This window comes from Rhizobium sp. CAU 1783 (genome assembly GCF_054551725.1).
This window is the reverse complement of sequence record NZ_JBTOLM010000001.1, coordinates 591,712-611,157: the sequence shown is the minus strand read 5'-3', so window position 1 is coordinate 611,157 and position 19,446 is coordinate 591,712. Positions and strand designations below refer to the sequence as shown.

Sequence of the window (19,446 nt, the reverse complement as noted above, 5' to 3'; positions counted from 1 at the left end):
ATTCTACCCCCGAAAATGCTCTCGAATGGTAAACGCAAGGTAACCGCGGGTCCCGCAGCCGCTTCAAATTGCATTGGACCGCCGGTGCCCCGGTCGTCCGCGCTTCCGGCGAATCGCGCTCCTTATCGCGCCGCCGGGCCTGCCGATGTTCCAGTTGAGCCGGGCTTTCGTCGCAATTGGCTAGGACACCGGCACCGGAAACCTGCGTAGAATTCGATGTCGAAGTTGAAACAATGGATCGACCATGAGCGACATTACGCCTTCTGCCTTGCCCGAGACTGATAGCACCGGCGCGCCGTCGGAGCGCAGACGCCGCAGCGGCGGTCGTGGCGCCGAGCGTGTCCGTTTCTCCGATGGATCGAAATACCTGAACCTGGTCAATCGTCTGGCCCGCACCGAGCTACTCGATCCGGAAGCGCTTGAGGATATCCACCAGACATCGCTGACGGTTTTGGAAGAGATCGGCATGGACGTCATGCTGCCGGAGGCACGCGAGCGCATGCGGGCGGCCGGCGCCGACGTTACGGAGGGCACCGAGCGCGTGCGCTTCGACCGCGGACTGATCGAAGAGATGATCGCCTCGGCGCCCGGCGAGTTCACCATGCACGCCCGAAACCCGGCCCGCAATGTCCGGATCGGCGGCAAGAACCTGGTCTTCGCCCAGGTGGCAAGCGCCCCCTTCGTCGCAGACCGCGAGGGCGGCCGCCGCGCCGGCAACCAGGAGGACTACCGCAAGCTCGTGAAGCTGGCCCAGTCCTACGACGTCATTCATCTCACCGGCGGCTATCCGGTCGAGCCGATCGACATCCACGCCTCGGTTCGCCACCTCGACTGCCTCTCCGACATGGTCAAGCTGACCGACAAGGTCTTCCATTGCTATTCGCTCGGCCGCCAGCGCAATCTCGATGCGCTCGAGATCGCCCGCATCGGCCGCGGCATCTCGCACGACCAGCTCGACGCCGAGCCGTCGCTGTTCACCGTCATCAACTCCTCCTCGCCGCTGAGACTCGACGGGCCGATGCTGCAGGGGATCATCGAGATGTCGTCGCGCAACCAGGTCGTGGTGATGACACCCTTCACGCTGGCCGGTGCCATGGCGCCGGTGACCATTGCCGGTGCCCTCGTCCAGCAGAATGCCGAGGCGCTGTGCGGCATCGCCTTCACCCAGATGGTCCGCAAGGGCGCACCGGTGATGTATGGCGGCTTCACCTCCAACGTCGACATGAAAACAGGAGCGCCGGCTTTCGGGACGCCAGAATACATGAAGGCGGTGATCGCCGGCGGCCAACTTGCCCGCCGCTACGGCATCCCCTACCGCACCTCGAACACCAACGCCTCCAACACAATCGACGCACAGGCGGCCTATGAATCCGCCATGTCGCTGTGGGCGCTGACGCAAGGCGGCGGCAATTTCATCATGCACGCCGCCGGCTGGAGCGAGGGCGGCCTCACCGCCTCCTTCGAAAAGTTCATCCTCGACGTCGACATGCTGCAGATGGTCGCCGAATTCCTGAAACCGCTCGACGTCAGCCCCGATGCGTTGGCGCTCGACGCCGTGCGCGACGTCGGTCCGGGCGGTCACTATTTCGGCACGGCCCACACGCTCGCCCGCTACGAGAACGCCTTCTACAACCCGATTCTGTCAGACTGGCGCAACTTCGAGACCTGGACGGAAGCCGGCCGCCCGACAACCTACGACCATGCCAACCGCATCTTCAAGGAAACGCTGGCGCGCTACGAGCGCCCGGCGATCGATCCCGCGGTCGAGGAAGAGCTCGACGCCTTCGTCGCCCGGCGCAAGGCGGAAGGCGGCGTGGCGACGGATTTCTGATCCGTCAGCTTCGAAGGCCGGCGAGATAGGCCTGATAGGTCTGCTGCTCGCCGGGCTCAAACCGGTCGGTGAGCACCTTCCAGTCCTCGACCCGGTCGAGGCGGAAGTCGCGAAAGCCGTCGCGCATTTCGCACCAGGCGGTCATCACCCAGAGTGCGCCGAAGGCGCTTAGCCCGAGGGGCCAGACGACGCGGCGGCTGCGTTCGTCCTTGAGGGAGTGATAGGCGATCCAAACCTTTCGTTTTGCCGACAGCGCGGTGCGGATGTCGCCGAGGCACTCCGGCGGCACCGGCTGCGCGGCGGAGCGGAAGGCGTGGATCGGCGCGTCGACGAGCCGCCGGCCATGGCCGGGCGGCAGGATGGCGAGCATCTTGTCGCGCGCTTCGCGTGCCGCCTGGCCGAGCGTCGGATCCCCCAGCATCTCGACGGCCCTGAGGCCGAAGGCGAGCGCTTCCAGCTGTTCGAAGGTAAACGTCAACGGCGGCGCGTCGAAGGCCTCGCGCAGCATGTAGCCGACACCGCGTTCGCCCTCGATCGGCGCCCCGGACGCGATCAGATGCTCCATGTCGCGGTAGATCGTGCGCGGCGCGACCTCCATCAGCGCCGCAATCTCGGCCGCCGTCATCGCCCGCCCGGTGGCGCGCATCACTTGGATGATCCTGAACAGACGGTCGGCCGGCCTCATGGCATGCTCCCGAGATTTATAGTGGCCACAAGGCTGTCAGTAGCCCTGTGATAGGTCAAGCCCGTTCATCAGACAGGAGACCATCCCATGCCCCCTTCCACCATTCTCGAAGTCGTCATCTGCACGGTAAAGGACGATCCCGCCGCCGAAGCCGCGCGAACCGCGGCGATGCAGGCCGTGCGCCGCTATCCGGGCTTCATCTCCTGGCAGGCGCTCACCGCCCGCGACCTGCCGGGCACCATTGCCGACATCGTCGAGTGGCAGACCCACGAGGCCGCCATGGCGGCCGCAGAGAAAGTCCGCACCGATCCGGCCTTTGCCCCTTACATGCAGCAGATTGCCTCAGTATCGGTGATGGGACATTTCGAAACGACGAAAGCGATCTGAAACGACAATGGCCGAACAGCTCAAGCATCTGATCAATGAGGCGACCGCCCGCGACACGGCGGAGGCCATGACGCGGGCCTGGCCGGCCTTTTCGGCCACGGCCTTTCTCGATCACGTCCTGCCCCGCATCGGCGCGCTCGAACTCATGCAGCGCGGGCAGCTGATCGCCGACGGGCTTCGCCTCCACCTGCCGGAAGACTTTGCGCAGGCGCAGCCGATCCTCGCCGCCTGTCTGCCGGACAGAACCGGCAACGGCCTGCGCGGCTGGGCGTTGCTGTCGTTCAACCAGTACATCGCGGCAAACGGGCTCGGCCACCTCGATCTGGCGCTCGACCTCCTGAAGCGACTGACGCCGCATTTCACTGCCGAATTCGGCATCAGGCCCTTCATCCATGGCGATCAGGAACGCGCGCTCGCCGAGATCTCCGGCTGGACGAAAAGCCCTGATCCGCATGTCCGTCGCCTCGCGAGCGAAGGCACCCGCCCGCGCCTACCCTGGGCGATGCGGCTTCCCTCGCTCGTCCGCGACCCCGCGCCGATCCTGCCGATCATCGAGGCCCTCATCGACGACGGCGAGGACTATGTGCGCCGTTCGGTCGCCAACAGCCTGAACGACATCGCCAAGGATCACCCCGATCTCGTTGCCGATTTCGTCGAACGCCACATCGGCGATGCCTCGGCGAACCGGCGTTGGCTGCTGAAACACGCGTCCCGCACGCTGATCAAGAAGGGCCATCCGAAGGCGCTTGCCAATTTCGGCTTCGCGCGGCTCGAAACTGTCACGGCGACGCTCACGATCGCGCAAACGACCGTACCCTTCCCCGGCACGCTGGAATTCGAGGTCGCGCTTGAAAACACCGGCACGGCGCGTGAAACGGTAATGCTCGACTATGCCATTCATCATCGCCGCAAGGACGGCACCCTGTCGCCCAAGGTGTTCAAGGGAACGAGCCTGACGCTCGATGCCGGCGAACGAAAGGTCTTCGGCAAGCGCCATGCCTTGCGCCCGATCACGACACGAACCTATTACCCCGGCGAACATCGGCTGGAAATCGCCATCAACGGCGCGGTCCTCGCCGGCGGCGCCTTCGTTCTGGCCGGTGGGGAGCAACGGGGAGACGCGTGAGAGACCGATGTCGGATCATGAGATTCAGTTGACCGCCGAGATCGTCCGGTTCGACGGACCGCGCGGCTGGCATGCGATCTTTCTGCCGTCCGACGCAGCTGCCGAGATCCGCTTCTTCTGGGCAGACCGGGCCAATGCACTCGGTGCCATCACCGTATGGGCACGGCTCGGCGGAACCGAATGGAAGACATCGCTCTTCCCCGACAGCGGGAGGGAGACCTACATGCTCCCGCTCAAGGCGGCGGTCAGGCTGAGGGAAGACGTGAAGGAGGGCGACCGGGTCGCGCTGACCCTGAGGACGGGCCTGCGCCACGCCTGACGCGAAAAAGCCCCGGTCGGGGGTGCCGACCAGGGCCCTCTTCTCGGCCGTGTTCACACGGAGGCTACTCTCCCCGGCCGAAAACCAGCGCTCACTGGCTGCGTTTGCGGCCGGTCACCATGGCTCGCACGAGGTTCTCGCCGTGCTCGACGCTGGCCAGCACCACGCCCGCGACATGCAGGGCGATCAGGCCCAGCGCCACATTTACCAGGATCTTGTGGGTGTCCTCGACCCATTCGATGCCCCAATAGGCATCGGTCGTCATCATGTAGCCGGTCGTGGCAATGCCGCCGACCGTCAGGAGAAGGGCGATCACCATCGCTCCGCCGGCCGGATTGTGACCGATATAGCGCTTGGCCCGCATCCGGGCGGTGTCTGCCAGAAAAGACAGGACGGTTACCGGACTGTAGATGAAGTTGACGAAACGGGCGTGCTCGGAGCCGAAAAGCCCCCACAGCACCCGCATGGCGATCAGGCTGCCGATCAGATAGCCCGAGACGACATGCGCCGACTTCCACTCGTCGCCCGTGGCATAGGAAAAGGCAAAGAGCCCCACCAGCGACCAGTGAAAGAGTCTGACGAAAGGATCCCAGACTTTGATCCATTCCGCCCGCGTTTCGCGGGCGGAACGAGCGCCTTGCAGTTCCTGCGAGGCATCAGCCATCATTCGTCACCTTCGGCGCCGACCTGTTCGCCGGTTTCGGGATTGAAGATTGCCTCGACCTTCTTGCCGTCCTTGATGCCGTACACTTCATAGCAGCCGTCCTCGACCTTCACCTGGCGCACGTCGAAGCCCATGCCGGTGGCCTTGGCCTTCAGGGCGTCTTCGGTCATCCACTTGTCCTTCGGAGCGTTGCCACAGGACTGTTCACTCTCGGCGCGTGCTGCCGCGCCGAAAGCGACGGTTGCCAGGAGGGAAGCGAGAATGAGCTTTTTCATGAGACGTATCCTTCGTCGTTGCGGTCGCAGCAGGATTGCCGTCGACCGTTGACGCAGAAGCTAGCCGTCGCGGGCTGAGAGATAACTGACGAGGAATGTCAGCGAAATTTCAGCTTTGCCATGCTAATGAACGCGGATGACTTTCAGGGCAGCAAAGGGGTATCGACGGATCATGCAGGCAAGCATCTTGCCGGCAATGCTCGCCCTGTCGCTCGCCCAGCCCGCGGCAGCACGCGCCGACGACAACGACGATGACACCCACGAGGCCATACGGGCGGCCGTCGACCGGGGCGAGGCGAAACCACTCGCGGAGTTGCGGCGCATCGTCCTCAAGCGCATTACCGGAGAAATCGTGTCCGTGAAGCTAGACCGCGAGAAGCAGCAGCTGATCTACGAATTCCGCGTCTTGCGCGGCGACGGCCATGTACTCGAGGTGGAGGTCCAGGCTGCCACCGGCGAAATCCTGGAGATCGAGAACGAATAATGCGGCTGCTGCTGATCGAGGACGACCCGCTGATCGCGCGTGACGTGACCCTGCACCTCGAACGTGCCGGCTTTGTCGTCGTGCACGAGAGCGACGGCGAGTCGGGTTGGTTTACCGGAGACGAAGAGGATTTTGCCGCGGTCGTGCTCGACCTCGGACTACCCGGCATGGACGGCCTGACGGTCCTGAAACGCTGGCGCGCCGCCGGTCGCCAGATGCCGGTCCTGATCCTCACCGCCCGCGGCAACTGGCAGGAACGGGTCGAGGGCATCGACGCCGGCGCCGACGACTACCTGACGAAACCCTTCCAGATGGCCGAACTTCTCGCGCGCCTGAGGGCCATCATTCGCCGCAGCGTCGGCCAGGCCAGTCCCGTCCTGGAGCTCGGCGAGATCAGCATCGACACGCGCAACCGCACCGTCAGCCGTGCCGGACGTCCGGTCGACCTCACCCCGCTCGAATACCGCTGCCTCGCCCACCTCGCCCACAACCGCGACCGCAACGTCTCGCAGATGGAACTGACCGAACAGCTCTATGCCCAGGACTTCGAACGCGACAGCAACTCGGTCGAGGTGTTGATCGGACGCCTGCGCAAGAAGCTCGGCAAGGACACGATCTCGACCCGCCGCGGCTATGGCTACCGGATCGGCGGAGACGAGGCTTGAGACACTCGATCCGCGGCCGCTTCCTGATCGTTTCCGCGGCAAGCGTGCTTCTGGCGATGACGCTCGCCGCCTTCGTCTTCGTCTCGCTGTTCACCCGCAGCCTCGAACGTCGCATCGACGAGGAACTCGCCGGCCACATCAACCTCTTCGCCGGCACCCTGCAGTTTGCGGCGGATGGCACGCTGGAGAAGCCTGCCGGCCCCACAGACCGGCGCTTCGAGCAGCCCTATGGCGGCCTCTACTGGCAGATTGAGGACGACGTGAAGCATCGGCAGCTGCGCTCGCCCTCGCTCTGGGATTATGTTCTTCCCCTGCCCGACGATGCGCAGGAACAGGGCATCGTCCACCGGTACCGCCTGCCCGGCCCGGAGGGCGCACCGCTGATCGTCCAGGAGCGCAAGTTCATCTTCTCGTCCCCTGGAGGCGCGCGTCCGGTCAGGGTTGCCGTCGCGATCGACGAAAGCGTCGTGACCGAGGCCCAGCGCGCCTTCACCCTCGACGTCATTCCCTACATGGCCGCGCTCGCGGTGTTTCTGATTGCCGCCTCGCTCGCCCAGCTGACCTTCGGGCTGAAGCCGATCTCCTCGCTCAGCGAAGGCCTGAACCGCATCCGCGAGCGCAAGGCCGAGCGCATGACCGGCCGTTATCCGCGGGAGATGCAGGGTGTGGTCGACGCGGTGAACAAGCTGCTCGACGCCCAGTCCGAGATCATCGCCAAGGCGCGCGCCCGCTCCGCCGACCTCGCCCACGGCCTGAAGACGCCGTTGACCGTGGTGGCAAACGACGCGGAGACCCTGCGCGAGCGCGGCCAGACCGACATTGCCGACGAACTCACCCACCTTGCCTCCGTCATGCAGGCTCATGTCGAGCGCGAACTGACCCGCAGCCGGATCGCCGCAACCGCGGAGCTGCGCGGCTCCGATGCAGACGTCGCGACTGCCGTGGACAGGATCGTGCGGACGCTGAAACGAACGCCGCGCGGCGAGGAACTCGCCTGGACGGTGGAGGTGCCGCCGAGCGTCGTGGTCGGCGTCGATCCCAACGACCTCGAGGAACTGCTCGGAAACGTGATCGACAATGCCGTGAAGTGGAGCCATTCGGCGATCGGCATCGTGCTTCGCCGTCACGGCGAACGGCCCGTGCTGGTGATCGAGGATGACGGCCCGGGCGCCGATCCTGACGGCATCGAACAGATCATGGAGCGCGGCATCCGCCTCGACAGCCAGAAGCCCGGCACCGGGCTCGGCCTGTCGATCGTCAAGGACATCGCCTCCGTCTACGACCTCCGCGTGGCCATCGAGAATCGCGGCGGCGGCGGTTTGAGGGTTACAGTTACATTTTAGCCCGGCCGATGCCGTGGCGAACGACAGGATGCGGCGAGGACCGCGCATCCGGGAAGGACGACAGATCATGCATCATACCCGCCGCGACTTCTTGGAGGGCATCCTGGCTTCACTGGCGCTCGGCATGGCAGCCCCGGCGAGCGCCGCTGGTTCGGCACCCCTTTCTTTCCTTGTCGTCGGAGACTGGGGGGATGCCGGATCCCGTGAGACCGCTTCGGCTGTCGCCACCGCCATGGGAAAGATCGGCGAGAAGCATGCCGTCTCCTTCGTTGTCTCGACCGGAGACAACTTCTACGAAAGGGGCGTATCGAGTGTGACGGATCCTCTGTGGCAAAAGGCCTTCGAGGACATCTACACCGCCCCCGCCCTGCAGGTTCCGTGGTATGTGGTGCTCGGCAATCACGACTACAGCGGCAATACCGACGCCCAGCTCGCCTATACCCGCAAGAACAAGCGTTGGACCATGCCGGCGCGCTACTACAAGATCAGCAAGGCGCTGCCCGGCTCTGCGGCCGACTTCTTCTTCCTCGATACGCAGCACCTGAAGCGGGACGATTGGTTCGGACGCCTCTTCTCGGAAAAGCCTGACGAACAGCTGACGTGGCTGGAAGCCGAGCTTGCGGCGAGCACGGCCCGGTGGAAGATCGTCGTCGGTCACCACCCGGTTTTTTCCGGCGGAGAACACGGCGACAACGACGAGATGATCCGCAAGCTGAAACCGCTTCTCGACCGCTACGGCGTCGCCATGTACCTCTGCGGTCACGATCACGACCTCGAGGCAATCCAATCGGAAATGGTCGCCTATTTCGTCTCGGGCAGTGGCAGCCGTACACGTCCGATGCGCTGGCACGAAAAAAGCCTGTTCGCTTCCCCCGGTCCGGGCTTTCTTCTTATCGAGCTCAAGGCGAAGGGCGGCACCGCATCATTTTTCGACGACAAGGCGGCCCTGCTCTACAGCCGCGACCTCGGCATCTGAACCGTCCTCAACGGACGGCGAATGCGGCGCCCGTCAACGTCAATTGCCGCAACGCAAAAACATTTCCTTGACTTTCCAGCGCGAAAGGCCCATCTGCAGGTCAGCTTTCACCTTCCGGACGCCGCGTGAGCGTGCCCGCGATCGAACATGACGCGAAGAAGGATACAAAGCGCACGAAGAAATGGCTGTTATCACAGCCGACGCGCTGGAAAGCTTTTTCCAACTTACAAGTTCCCAATTCACGCGGGGTTCTTGACGCTACGAGGCAGGCAGATCGCAGGACGCGATTTGGCCCGATGCCGCGTGGCGCCCCGAAAAGGTATTAGAATTGACCAACTTTCATGAGCTTGGCCTGTCCAAGAACATTGTCGCCACCGTCGCAGCCATCGGTTACGAAACCCCGACCCCGATCCAGGTGAAGGGTATCCCGGTTGTGCTGTCCGGCCGCGACCTGATCGGTCTCGCCCAGACCGGCACCGGCAAGACGGCAGCCTTCGGCCTGCCGCTGATCGAGATGCTGCTCGCCAACCCGACGCGTCCCGACAACCGCACCACCCGCACCCTGATCCTCGCCCCGACCCGCGAACTGGTGAACCAGATCGGCGACAACCTGCGCGCCTTCATCAAGAAGACCCCGCTGCGGGTCAACCAGGTCGTCGGCGGCGCCTCGATCGGCAAGCAGCAGCTGCAGCTCGAAAAGGGCACCGACATCCTCGTCGCCACCCCGGGCCGCCTGCTCGACCTGATCGCCCGTAACGCCATCTCGCTGCGCGCCGTCACCTATCTGGTGCTCGACGAGGCCGACCAGATGCTCGACCTCGGCTTCATCCACGACCTGCGCAAGATCTCGAAGATGGTTCCGGCCAAGCGCCAGACCCTGCTGTTCTCGGCCACCATGCCGAAGGCGATCGCCGATCTCGCTGCAAGCTTCCTGACCGATCCGGTCAAGGTGGAAGTCTCGCCTCCGGGCAAGGCCGCCGACAAGGTCGAGCAGTATGTGCACTTCGTCGCCGGCCAGAACGCCAAGACGGAAATGCTGAAGAAGATCCTCACCGACAATCCGGACGGCCGCTCGATCGTCTTCCTGCGCACCAAGCACGGCGCCGAGAAGCTGATGAAGCATCTCGACATCACCGGCTTCTCCGTCGCCTCGATTCACGGCAACAAGAGCCAGGGTCAGCGCGAGCGCGCCCTGAAGGGCTTCCGTGACGGCGAGATCCGTACGCTGATCGCCACCGACGTCGCCGCCCGCGGCATTGACATCCCGGCCGTCAGCCACGTCTTCAACTACGACCTTCCGGAAGTGCCGGATGCCTATGTCCACCGCATCGGTCGTACCGCCCGCGCCGGCCGCGATGGCATCGCGATCGCGTTCTGCGGTCCCGACGAAGGCCGCCTCCTGCGCGACGTCGAACGCCTGATGGGCATCGACATCCCGGTCGCCTCCGGCGAGGCCCCGTCCAATCTCGCACGCCCGGCCCGCCCGCAGCGTCGTGGCGGCGGTGGCGGTGGCGGCAACAACCGCAACCATCAGGCCCAGGCCCAGGGCCGTCCCGACGGCCGCAAGAAGCATGACGGCGAAGGCCGCCCGGCCGGTGAAGGTCGTCCCGCAGGCAAGCCCGGCCACCGCAAGGGTGGCAACGGCGGCGCAGGCCGTCCGGCCAACGCCCACGGCAAGCCTTCGGGTCGCCCCAGCGGCAACCAGCAGCGCAGCAACCGTCGCCGCGAAGCCTGAGCCTGCCGGCCCGCGCACAGACCAGTCCAATGCAAGAAGGCGCGGCCCCGGCCGCGCCTTCTTCTTTTTCTGCGGATGGAAGCCGAGACGGCTTCAAGTGACTCGCCCCTGCGATCGGGTTAGTGTTAGTCACTGAAACGCATCCTATGGGTGCAGAAACCGATTCATCCGCGAAAGAGGTCAGCGATGAGAAGCTTGCCATTGCCCGTCGTTGTCCTGGTGGTTCTCGGACTGGTATCGTCGGCGGCCGCAGAATCGAGGATCGACATCCTGGAGATCTTCGACCAGTTCATGATCTCGAACGCCGTCGCATCAAGATGCGAGAAACCGGATGAGCAAAAGGCAGCAAAGTTCCTTGCGAACATGAATACCGTGCGAATCTTCGCCACGAAAAAGCTGATGCAAATGTCCAAAGACGCGACCGAGAAGACGATCGACAAGGCCGCCGTCGAACGCTACCGGAGGATCGACAAGGCGATTTCGGACGTCATTGCCAGGGAAGGCTGCGATGCCCCCCAGATCAAAGAAGCGCGAAAGCGCTTCGACGTCCAAGCCGAAATGAACCTCTTCGCCAATTCGAAGAGCAACTAGTTCTGCCTGGCCGGTCTGCGTGGCGGTCGGCGGAGAAAGGCAGGATCATTCCTTCGCTCCGACACCCCTTACCGTGATGTTCGGTCAGCCTTCCGGTTCGTCAGATAGACACCAGCCACGACGACCGCTGTTCCCAAAATCATCGACAGCGTCAGCTTTTCGCCGAAGAACAGGGCCGCCTCGAGGGCGGCGAGCGGCGGGACGAGATAGATCAGCGACGCCGCCTTCGACACGTCGCCACGCCGGATCAGGTAGAGCAGCAGAGCGATCGCGCCCATCGAGATACCGAGCACTGACCAGGCAAGCGCGGCGAACAGGCCGAAGACCCATTCCACATGCAGGTTCTCGAACGCCACGGCCGCCGGCACGGTGACGATCAGTGCGCCGACATATTGCAGCGTCGCGACAGCCCGCAGGTCCCCCTCCTTGAGGAAACGCTTCTGGTAGATCGTCCCGACGGTGACGCAGGCCATGGCGAGCACATTGATCGCCACCGCGTAGAGCGGGATCGCGCCGGCGTCGAGGGCAAGCACGTTCGGCAGCACGGCAATGGCGATGCCCGCAAAGCCGAGCACCAGGCCGAACCGCTGCGTGCCCGACAGGGCCTCGCCGATCAGGAAGGCCGCGGCGATGCCGGTCATCAGCGGCTGCAGGCCGGCGATGATGCCCGAGAGCGCGGCGGGAACGCCCTGCCCTATCGCCCACCACACCATGCCGAGGTAAAGGCCGTGCAGGAACATACCGGACACCACCGCATGGAGGACAGCCTCGCGGCTTCTCGGCCAGATGACCCCGCTGAAACGACAGACCAGGTAGAAGAGCACGACCGCGACGCTGTAGCGGAGCACCAGGAAGGTCAGCGGATCGGCGAAGAGGTCGGCATACTTGGCGACCACCCAGCCCGTTGACCACAGGACGACGAAAAGCGCGGGCGCAAGGCGATTGAGCAGCATGACGGTTTTCCCAATAAGCAAGGCTGTCGGAACACCTGCCGTCCGCCCGGTGACTCTCGTTAGTCGCGACAAAAGCGCGCGTCAAAGGACTTTTCCTGCAACCGAGGATCAAATCCGCTGAGCCACGGCGCGAGAAGATTTTTTTCATCGTTGTGAAAGTCTAAATTTTAGGCATCCTGAATGAACCCGATGCCATCAGCGAGGAAACATTCGTCAAGACCTGCCGCGCCGAACCAGCGGCTAACGGACTCGCCCCAAGAAGACATGCCGTATTTCTGAGCTATTGCCGCTTTTTCGCGCTGTATCGATGGGCCGAAAATCTGCATGCGGCGGCGTGCACGCTTCTTGCATTGGTAAATGCATTGTATTCAAATGGCAAAAAACAGGGGATGGCGCCGTTGGCATTTGATGAAATGATGAACGCGGACAGCAGTCCGCGCGTGCCCTACCAGAACTACCACGACTGGTACTCCCATCAGGATCCGGCCCGACTGATTGCAAAGTCCAGAGACGCGGAAAACATCTTCAGAAAGACCGGCATCACCTTCGCGGTCTATGGCCACGAGGACTCCTCCGAAAAGCTCATTCCCTTCGACATCATTCCGAGAATCATCTCCGGTCGGGAGTGGCGCCGCCTCGCCCAGGGGATCGAACAGCGTGTTCTCGCGCTCAACGCCTTCCTCGATGACATCTACCACAAGCAGGAAATCATCAAGGCCGGCCGCATTCCGCGCGAGCTGATCGAGAAGAACGTCGCCTTCCTGCCGGAAATGATCGGCTTCCGCCCGCCGGGCGGCGTTTATACCCACATCGTCGGCACCGACATCGTGCGCACCGGCGAGGACCAGTTCTACGTGCTGGAAGACAATGCCCGCACGCCCTCCGGCGTCAGCTACATGCTGGAAAACCGGGAAACCATGATGCAGATGTTCCCGGAGCTGTTCCAGCTCAACAAGGTGCAGCGCGTCGAGGACTACCCCTATCTGCTCCGCCAGTCGCTCGCCTCGCTTGCCCCTCCCGGCTGCAAGGGCAAGCCGCGGGTCGCGGTGCTGACCCCCGGCATCTACAACTCCGCCTATTACGAGCACTCCTTCCTCGCCGACATGATGGGCGTGGAACTGGTCGAGGGTTCTGACCTCCGCGTCATCGACGGCAAGGTCAAGATGCGCACCACCCGCGGCTACGAGGCGATCGACGTCCTCTACCGCCGCGTCGACGACGACTTCCTCGATCCGCTGACCTTCCGCCCCGACAGCTGCCTCGGCGTGCCCGGCATCATGGACGTCTATCGCGCCGGCAACATCACCATCGCCAATGCCCCCGGCACCGGCATTTCCGACGACAAGGCGATCTATTCCTACATGCCCGAGATCGTCGAATTCTACACCGGCCGCAAGGCGCTTCTCGAAAACGTGCCGACATGGCGCTGTTCCGAGGCCGACAGCCTGAAATACGTGCTGGAGCACCTCGAGGAACTGGTAGTCAAGGAAGTCCACGGTTCCGGCGGCTACGGCATGCTGGTCGGCCCGACCGCCTCCAAGAAGGAGCGCGCCACCTTCGCCGAAAAGCTGAAAGCCCGGCCGAACAACTACATCGCCCAGCCGACGCTCTCGCTGTCGACCGTGCCGATCCTGGTCAACAAGGGCATCGCGCCGCGCCACGTCGACCTTCGTCCTTACGTCCTCGTCTCCGACAAGGTGCAGATCATCCCCGGCGGACTGACCCGCGTCGCCCTGAAACAGGGCTCGCTCGTGGTCAATTCCAGCCAGGGCGGCGGCACCAAAGACACATGGGTACTGGAGGACTGACGGATGGTCATGCTCGGAAGAACCGCCAACGGCCTCTACTGGATGTTCCGCTACATCGAGCGGGCCGAAAATATTGCCCGCCTCGTCGACGCGGGCCTGCGCATGCAGCTCACCCGCAGCGCCGCCAATGACGACGACTGGGGCGCCGTGCTGATGAGCGCCGACGTGCGCGAGCCGTTTCTCGCAACCCATTCCAAGGTGACCGCCTCGGACGCCATCGACTTCCTGCTGCGCGACCTCGCCAATCCGTCGAGTGTGATGTCCTGCATCGAATCGGCGCGCAACAATGCCCGCATGGTAAGGACCGCTCTCACCCGGGAAACCTGGGAAGCCACCAACGAATGCTGGATCGAGCTCAAGCAGATGCTCGCCCGCAAGCTGAAATCGGCCGACCTTCCGGAGGTGATCGAAACGGTCAAGCGCCGCGCCGGCCTGATCCGCGGCGCCTTCCACGGCTCGATGCTGCGAAACGAGATCTACAACTTCGCCCGCATCGGCACCTTCATCGAGCGCGCCGACAACACCAGTCGCATCCTCGACGTGAAGTACTATGTTCTGCTGCCGGCGATCACCCATGTCGGCTCCTCGCTCGACAACATGCAGTGGGAATCGATCCTGCGCTCGGTCTCGGCCCACCGCTCCTACCGCTGGATGTATGACGGCGAATACCGCGCCGCCAACATCGCCGACTTCCTGATCCTCAACGGCCAGATGCCGCGCTCGCTTGCCTATTCCTACGAGAAGATCGTCAGCAATCTCGGCTACATCGCCAGGGACTACGGCGAGCGGCTGGCGGCCCACGACACGGCCGAGGCGGTGCAGAAGTCGCTGCATTCGACCACGGTCGGCCAGATCATGGACCAGGGACTGCACGAATTCCTCGACACCTTCATCGCCCGCAACAACAAGCTGGGCCAGGAAATCACCGAGGGCTATCGCTTCTACAGCTGAGGCGGGCGAGCACGGACAGAAGATCATGCGGCTGAAGATCACCCATACCACCCACTATCGCTACGAAGCGCCGGTCCTCTATTCGCTGCAACGGCTGAGGCTGACGCCGCGAAGCGGCCCCGGCCAGCACGTGGACAGCTGGAACATCACGGTCGACGGAGCAACCGTCGAGGCCGGCTTCAACGACCATTTCGGCAATCACGTGCACCTCGTCTCGACCGAGGGCGAAAGCCACGAGGTCTGCATCCAGGCCTCCGGCGAAGTCGTGACCGAGGATCTCGCCGGCGTCTACGGCCCGCACGTCGGCTTCACGCCGCTCTGGCTCTTCCTGCGTGACACGCCGCGGACCCGGGCAGGCAAGCTCGTCCGCGATCTGGTGAAAGGCCTTTCCGGCGAGGACCCTCTGTCGCGCATGCACGACCTCATGGAGACGCTCCACAAGGCGATCGCCTATCGCCCGGGCAAGACCGACAGCGAAACCACCGCCGAACAGGCTATGGAAGCCGGCCACGGCGTCTGCCAGGATCATGCCCATGCGATGATCGCGGCCGCCCGCGTCATGGCGATCCCGGCCCGCTACGTCTCCGGCTATCTCAAGATGGACGACGCGGTCGAGCAGTCGGCAAGCCATGCCTGGGCTGAGGTCCACCTGCCCGGCCTCGGCTGGGTCGGCTTCGACGCGGCCAACAACCATTGCCCCGATGCGCGTTATGTGCGGATTGCGACCGGCCTCTGCTATGCGGATGCAGCCCCCGTCTCCGGCATGCGGATCGGCGCGGCCGGCGAGGACCTCCGGGTCAGCGTGGTGGTCGAATCCCGCAGCCAGAGCCAGTCGCAAAGCCAGAACTGACCACGCGCCGGCCCCGGCCGGTACCCCTTTGCAGCCTGCTACCCTCTCCGACCAGACGACCGGGGTCCCGCAAGCCCGGCACCACATTGCCGTGCTCTTGTCGCCGCTCGGTGCACGGAGCGGCGGATGCTTTTCGGAAAATCAATCTTTCAGTCGGTCGTCGAGCGTCTTGCCGAAGAGGCCGAGGATGAAGCGGAGGAGCCCGGACCGCCGGTCTATCGGGTCTCCGGCCTCTCCGCCGGCTTCGTCGCGGAGAGCATCGACCAGACACCGGTCTCCGCCACTCTCATGGACGCCTATCTCGCCCTGATGCCGGAGGAGCGCGCCGTAGCGAACGAGCCGCCGGTGATCCCCACCCATCTGCTGCGCCTGACAATCGCGGAAATTGCTGAAGACCTCGGCATCACGGAAACCGAGGACCGGCAGAGCCTTGCCGAAAAGCGCCGCGCCTTTGCCCGCGACAATCACCCGGACCGTCATCCTGCGGATTTCCGCGACAAGGCGACCGCGCGCATGAAGATCGCCAACCTTCTGATCGACGAAGCTCTCAAGCGGTGCGGTTAGTCTCCGCTCAGTCGTAGAGACGGTCGAGCAGCGCGATCAGCTGGTCGCGGGCCTGCCGGCCACCGAGGCGGGCAAGAAGCCGCTCCTCGTGTTCCTGCCAGATCGGCATCAGTTCGTTGAGATAGGTCAGCCCGGCATCGGTGATGTGGAGCGACTGGACGCGGCGGTCGAGTTCGGACTTTCGCCGCTCGACGAAGCCCTTGGCCTCCAGGCCGTCGACGATGGCGACGAAGTTGGCGCGCTGGATGCCGAGCGCCTCGGCCACCTCGCTCTGCTTGGCGCCCTGATTGCGGGTGAGCAGCAGCAGCACGGCAAAGTCGGTCGGCCTCAGCCCCTTGGAGGAAAAGGCCTCGTTGAACGCCTGGAACACCGAAAGCTGCGCCCGCCGTAGACGATAGCCGACCGCATCCTCGATCAACGAATGATCGAGGCCGTCCGACACCTCCGCCGGCTCCGCGATGCTGTCCGTCGGCATGTTATGGCTGTTCATGTTTCAGTTTCCCCCGAATCGGCGCGCCGCCTCTCGTTTTGCAGTGCGAAATCACCGAATTTCGCGCATCCTATTATACCATTGCCCCTGCCACACAAGGGATCCGGGCACCAACAACGACGAAAGTCGACCATTTCGACGCTGATCGCCGTCGGAAAATTCCAACCTCGCCTTCGCAGGTGCACAAGAGACATCGCCGAGCCTGTCCGCACAGACCGTTGATGCGCGGACGGACAGACAAAAGCAGCCCGCAAGCCTAGTCTCGCCGATTGCACATTTTCCGCATTGATGCGGATCAAAGTCTGCGCTATGACCGCCGAACAGCTTAGGCGAGTCACAGCACGCGCCGCCGGATGCACCCGTAGCTCAGCTGGATAGAGTGTTGGATTCCGATTCCAAAGGTCACAGGTTCGAATCCTGTCGGGTGCGCCATTCTCAATATATCGAGGATATATATGCGAGCGTTGGTGCGGGGCGAAGGCAGCCTCGGGGCCGCTCGCCTGTGGTGCGTCTTCAAACCGACCTGACCGCCCGGAAGATCCACCGGGATCTCTTGTCGATGTGTGAACTTCGATGTGAAGCGCACCCGGCTGGGAGCGAAACGACAGTTCCCGTCTCGCTGGCAACCCGGGACCGCTTGCAAGCCCTCCAGATTCCTTCCACGCCGAGGCCAGCCGAAGACAATCATAGATAGCGCGGGAACCAAACGTGCCCGCCTGCGTTTTCCAGCATCTGGAAATGGAGGCTCTCTATGCGCGTTCTCGTCACTGGCGGTTCAGGATTCCTGGGGTCTGCTCTGATCCGCAGACTGCAAGAAAAAGGCCATGTCGCAATTGGCTTCAGCCGCAGACGGACGTCGAACGGAATCGTCGGCGACATCACCAACCCGGCCAGTATCTCGCAAGCAATCGAGGAATTCCAACCCGAGCTTGTATACAATCTTGCATCACAGACCGATCTTGCCGCCTTCGCTCCAGGCACGACCTACGACGCGAACACCGTCGGGGTCTCGAACCTGGTACACGCCGTGGCGCAGAGCGGTTGCGTCAGGCGGGTCGTCTGGCTGTCATCGCAACTCGTCAACCGTCCAGGCTACATCCCCACCAGGGATGACGACTACGACCCGGTCGGCGAATACGGGATGAGCAAGATGGAAGGTGAGAACATCGTCCGCGCCAATGACGGAGGCGGGAAGGAGTGGGTTGTCATCCGCCCCACCACTGTCTGGGGACCCGGCATGAGCCCCCACTATCTCAGGCTGCTGTCGATGATCCAGGGAGGTCTCTATTTCCACGTCGGGCGCAAGCCTGTCTACAAGTCGTATTCATATATCGACAACCTGACCCACCAATTGGAGGGCCTGGGCACGGCAGACCCGGCACTTCTGCACGGAAGAACGCTCTATGCCGCCGACAGCCAGCCCATAGAGCTAAGGGAATGGTGCGATGGTTTCGCACAACGGCTCGGCGCATCGATACCCACGTTGCCAAGGGCGATCGCAGTTTCCCTTGCCAAGGCCGGCGACATCGCAGCCCTCCTCGGGATGAGGAAGATGCCCCTCAACAGCACCCGCCTTGACAACATGCTGACGGAATACGTCTTCGATACCACGCCGATCGAAAAAATTTGCGGACCGAGCCGCATATCGAACCAGGAAGGCATCAGACGCACTGCCGACTGGTGGCTGGCTCAGCGTGATCAGAACCCGGTCACTAGGCCTGCCTGATGACGCCGACGGAGGCATGAAATCAGCCGGCCGCCGAAGCCTCTCCCGCCCCGCGTGCGTAGCGGCCGGGCGGTTGGCCGACGTGGCGGCTGAAGGCGGTGCTGAAGGTGCTGGCCGATCCGTATCCGACCCTTTCGGCCACTTCCGCGATGTCGACATTCTCCCGGCGCAGCAGGTCCTTTGCCAGCGCCATGCGCCATGCCAGCAGATATTCCATCGGCGGCATGCCGACATGGCGGGTGAAGCGCTCGAAGAAAGTCGATCGCGAGAGAGCCGCCTCCTTGGCGAGCTCGGTCATCGTCCAGGCGCGCGCAGGGTCGGCATGCATCTGCCGGATGGCTTCCGCAAGCCGATGATCCGCCAGTCCCCGCAGCAATCCCGCAGAAGCGTGCAGCGTCTGGCTGAGCCTCAGCGCCTCGACCAGCAGGATCTCGACGAGGCGCGACAAAACGAGGTCACGGCCCGGACGCTCGAGTGCCGCCTCCTCGATCAGGAACGCGACGAACGTCGACAGGCGCGAGACGCCACGCACATGCACCTGTTCGGGTAACAGCGACACCAGGAGATCGGCGTCCTCGCAGCCGAACACGAAATAGCCGCCGAGCAACCGGACACTCGGCGGCCCGTCCTGCCGGCCGTGGCGTACCTCACCCGTGGCGCTTGCCGCGACATGCGGATCGATGAAGTCCGGGACCACCTTCTCGAAGCCGGAAATCGTGAAACCCGGAGTCTTCGGCAGAAGCACGAAGTCACCCGCCTCGAGGGTCAGTTCCTCCTGACCATCCACCGCCAGACGACAGCTCCCCTCGATCACCACGGCAAAGCTCGGATGGCCGAACTCACCATAGCGCACGCCCCAGCGCCCCGCCCCGCTGATGCCCTTGGTGAACACGGTCCGCGGGCGCAGGAGACCGATAACATCTGAAAGAGGATCAATCATGTTCGGACGATAGCGAATTAATCGTGGACGTTCAATCGTAGAACGTCCGGTAATCAATCGCTAGTTTCGACCCATAGACACAC

21 protein-coding genes and 1 tRNA gene are annotated in these 19,446 nt (G+C 63.7%); 16 read left to right on the top strand and 6 right to left on the bottom strand.

All coding sequences use genetic code 11. From position 1 onward, the window contains the following. Positions 1-244 precede the first annotated feature (244 nt). Positions 245-1,831 carry a trimethylamine methyltransferase family protein gene (locus ACX93L_RS02730; RefSeq protein ID WP_459403409.1) on the top strand — a complete coding sequence of 529 codons (1,587 nt, stop codon included), beginning with the start codon at positions 245-247 and terminating at the stop codon, positions 1,829-1,831. A gap of 4 nt (positions 1,832-1,835) precedes the next feature. On the opposite strand, the gene ACX93L_RS02725 is transcribed toward ACX93L_RS02730, so the two are convergent. Next, positions 1,836-2,516: a helix-turn-helix transcriptional regulator gene (locus tag ACX93L_RS02725; RefSeq protein WP_459403408.1), complete on the bottom strand. Its 681-nt coding sequence runs from the start codon at positions 2,514-2,516 to the stop codon at positions 1,836-1,838. Positions 2,517-2,603: 87 nt separating this feature from the next. Here ACX93L_RS02725 and ACX93L_RS02720 point away from each other — a divergent pair, with 87 nt between their 5' ends. From ACX93L_RS02720 to ACX93L_RS02710, 3 genes are read left to right on the top strand one after another with little or no spacing between them, the layout of a single operon-like run. Then, positions 2,604-2,903 carry a hypothetical protein gene (locus ACX93L_RS02720; protein ID WP_459403407.1) on the top strand — a complete coding sequence of 100 codons (300 nt, stop codon included), beginning with the start codon at positions 2,604-2,606 and terminating at the stop codon, positions 2,901-2,903. 7 nt (positions 2,904-2,910) lie between these two features. Continuing rightward, on the top strand, positions 2,911-4,029 hold the full coding sequence (locus tag ACX93L_RS02715) for a DNA alkylation repair protein (RefSeq protein WP_459403406.1): 1,119 nt from the start codon (positions 2,911-2,913) through the stop codon (positions 4,027-4,029). Positions 4,030-4,036: 7 nt separating this feature from the next. Next, entirely contained in the window at positions 4,037-4,348 is a 312-nt protein-coding gene (locus ACX93L_RS02710; RefSeq protein WP_459403405.1) for a DUF1905 domain-containing protein, read from the top strand. A gap of 91 nt (positions 4,349-4,439) precedes the next feature. Here the strand turns inward: ACX93L_RS02710 and ACX93L_RS02705 are convergent, their stop codons facing one another. Next, the gene (locus tag ACX93L_RS02705) at positions 4,440-5,012 is read right to left on the bottom strand and encodes a cytochrome b/b6 domain-containing protein (protein WP_459403404.1); all 573 of its coding nucleotides are present in this window, start codon (positions 5,010-5,012) and stop codon (positions 4,440-4,442) included. After that, positions 5,012-5,287 (bottom strand): PepSY domain-containing protein, encoded by a 276-nt coding sequence (locus ACX93L_RS02700; RefSeq protein ID WP_459403403.1) that lies wholly within the window; start codon positions 5,285-5,287, stop codon positions 5,012-5,014. The genes ACX93L_RS02705 and ACX93L_RS02700 overlap by 1 nt, the downstream gene beginning before the upstream one ends. Positions 5,288-5,459: 172 nt before the next feature. On the opposite strand from ACX93L_RS02700, the gene ACX93L_RS02695 reads away from it, so the two are divergent. The 6 genes from ACX93L_RS02695 to ACX93L_RS02670 all read left to right on the top strand — a co-directional run bounded on the left by ACX93L_RS02695 (position 5,460) and on the right by ACX93L_RS02670 (position 11,081). Continuing rightward, positions 5,460-5,771, top strand: coding sequence for a PepSY domain-containing protein (locus tag ACX93L_RS02695; RefSeq protein ID WP_459403402.1), 312 nt, complete (start codon positions 5,460-5,462; stop codon positions 5,769-5,771). Then, positions 5,771-6,436: a response regulator transcription factor gene (locus ACX93L_RS02690; RefSeq protein ID WP_459403401.1), complete on the top strand. Its 666-nt coding sequence runs from the start codon at positions 5,771-5,773 to the stop codon at positions 6,434-6,436. Before ACX93L_RS02695 ends, ACX93L_RS02690 begins: the two co-directional genes overlap by 1 nt. Then, positions 6,433-7,779: a sensor histidine kinase gene (locus ACX93L_RS02685; protein ID WP_459403400.1), complete on the top strand. Its 1,347-nt coding sequence runs from the start codon at positions 6,433-6,435 to the stop codon at positions 7,777-7,779. Before ACX93L_RS02690 ends, ACX93L_RS02685 begins: the two co-directional genes overlap by 4 nt. A gap of 67 nt (positions 7,780-7,846) precedes the next feature. Continuing rightward, the gene (locus ACX93L_RS02680; protein ID WP_459403399.1) at positions 7,847-8,755 is read left to right on the top strand and encodes a purple acid phosphatase family protein; all 909 of its coding nucleotides are present in this window, start codon (positions 7,847-7,849) and stop codon (positions 8,753-8,755) included. Positions 8,756-9,083: 328 nt separating this feature from the next. Further along, the gene (locus ACX93L_RS02675) at positions 9,084-10,490 is read left to right on the top strand and encodes a DEAD/DEAH box helicase (protein ID WP_459403398.1); all 1,407 of its coding nucleotides are present in this window, start codon (positions 9,084-9,086) and stop codon (positions 10,488-10,490) included. Positions 10,491-10,781: 291 nt separating this feature from the next. Then, positions 10,782-11,081 (top strand): hypothetical protein, encoded by a 300-nt coding sequence (locus tag ACX93L_RS02670; protein ID WP_459403397.1) that lies wholly within the window; start codon positions 10,782-10,784, stop codon positions 11,079-11,081. A 68-nt stretch (positions 11,082-11,149) separates the two neighbouring features. Here the strand turns inward: ACX93L_RS02670 and ACX93L_RS02665 are convergent, their stop codons facing one another. Beyond that, positions 11,150-12,031 carry a DMT family transporter gene (locus ACX93L_RS02665; protein ID WP_459404130.1) on the bottom strand — a complete coding sequence of 294 codons (882 nt, stop codon included), beginning with the start codon at positions 12,029-12,031 and terminating at the stop codon, positions 11,150-11,152. 401 nt (positions 12,032-12,432) lie between these two features. On the opposite strand from ACX93L_RS02665, the gene ACX93L_RS02660 reads away from it, so the two are divergent. From ACX93L_RS02660 to ACX93L_RS02645, 4 genes are all read left to right on the top strand, one after another. After that, positions 12,433-13,842 carry a circularly permuted type 2 ATP-grasp protein gene (locus tag ACX93L_RS02660; protein ID WP_169586655.1) on the top strand — a complete coding sequence of 470 codons (1,410 nt, stop codon included), beginning with the start codon at positions 12,433-12,435 and terminating at the stop codon, positions 13,840-13,842. 9 nt (positions 13,843-13,851) lie between these two features. Further along, positions 13,852-14,793, top strand: coding sequence for an alpha-E domain-containing protein (locus ACX93L_RS02655; RefSeq protein WP_459403396.1), 942 nt, complete (start codon positions 13,852-13,854; stop codon positions 14,791-14,793). Positions 14,794-14,818: 25 nt separating this feature from the next. After that, the gene (locus ACX93L_RS02650) at positions 14,819-15,643 is read left to right on the top strand and encodes a transglutaminase family protein (protein WP_459403395.1); all 825 of its coding nucleotides are present in this window, start codon (positions 14,819-14,821) and stop codon (positions 15,641-15,643) included. Between the two features lie 126 nt (positions 15,644-15,769). Beyond that, positions 15,770-16,207, top strand: a complete 438-nt coding sequence (locus ACX93L_RS02645) for a hypothetical protein (RefSeq protein WP_459403394.1) — start codon at positions 15,770-15,772, stop codon at positions 16,205-16,207. A gap of 7 nt (positions 16,208-16,214) precedes the next feature. Here the strand turns inward: ACX93L_RS02645 and ACX93L_RS02640 are convergent, their stop codons facing one another. After that, positions 16,215-16,697, bottom strand: coding sequence for a MarR family winged helix-turn-helix transcriptional regulator (locus ACX93L_RS02640; protein WP_459403393.1), 483 nt, complete (start codon positions 16,695-16,697; stop codon positions 16,215-16,217). 355 nt (positions 16,698-17,052) lie between these two features. On the opposite strand from ACX93L_RS02640, the gene ACX93L_RS02635 reads away from it, so the two are divergent. Both ACX93L_RS02635 and ACX93L_RS02630 read left to right on the top strand, forming a co-directional pair. Further along, positions 17,053-17,129: transfer RNA gene (locus ACX93L_RS02635), tRNA-Arg, on the top strand. A gap of 319 nt (positions 17,130-17,448) precedes the next feature. Beyond that, positions 17,449-18,423, top strand: a complete 975-nt coding sequence (locus ACX93L_RS02630; RefSeq protein ID WP_459403392.1) for an NAD-dependent epimerase/dehydratase family protein — start codon at positions 17,449-17,451, stop codon at positions 18,421-18,423. Between the two features lie 22 nt (positions 18,424-18,445). Here ACX93L_RS02630 and ACX93L_RS02625 read toward each other — a convergent pair whose 3' ends face one another. After that, positions 18,446-19,363, bottom strand: coding sequence for an AraC family transcriptional regulator (locus ACX93L_RS02625; RefSeq protein ID WP_459403391.1), 918 nt, complete (start codon positions 19,361-19,363; stop codon positions 18,446-18,448). Between the last annotated feature and the right edge of the window lie 83 nt (positions 19,364-19,446).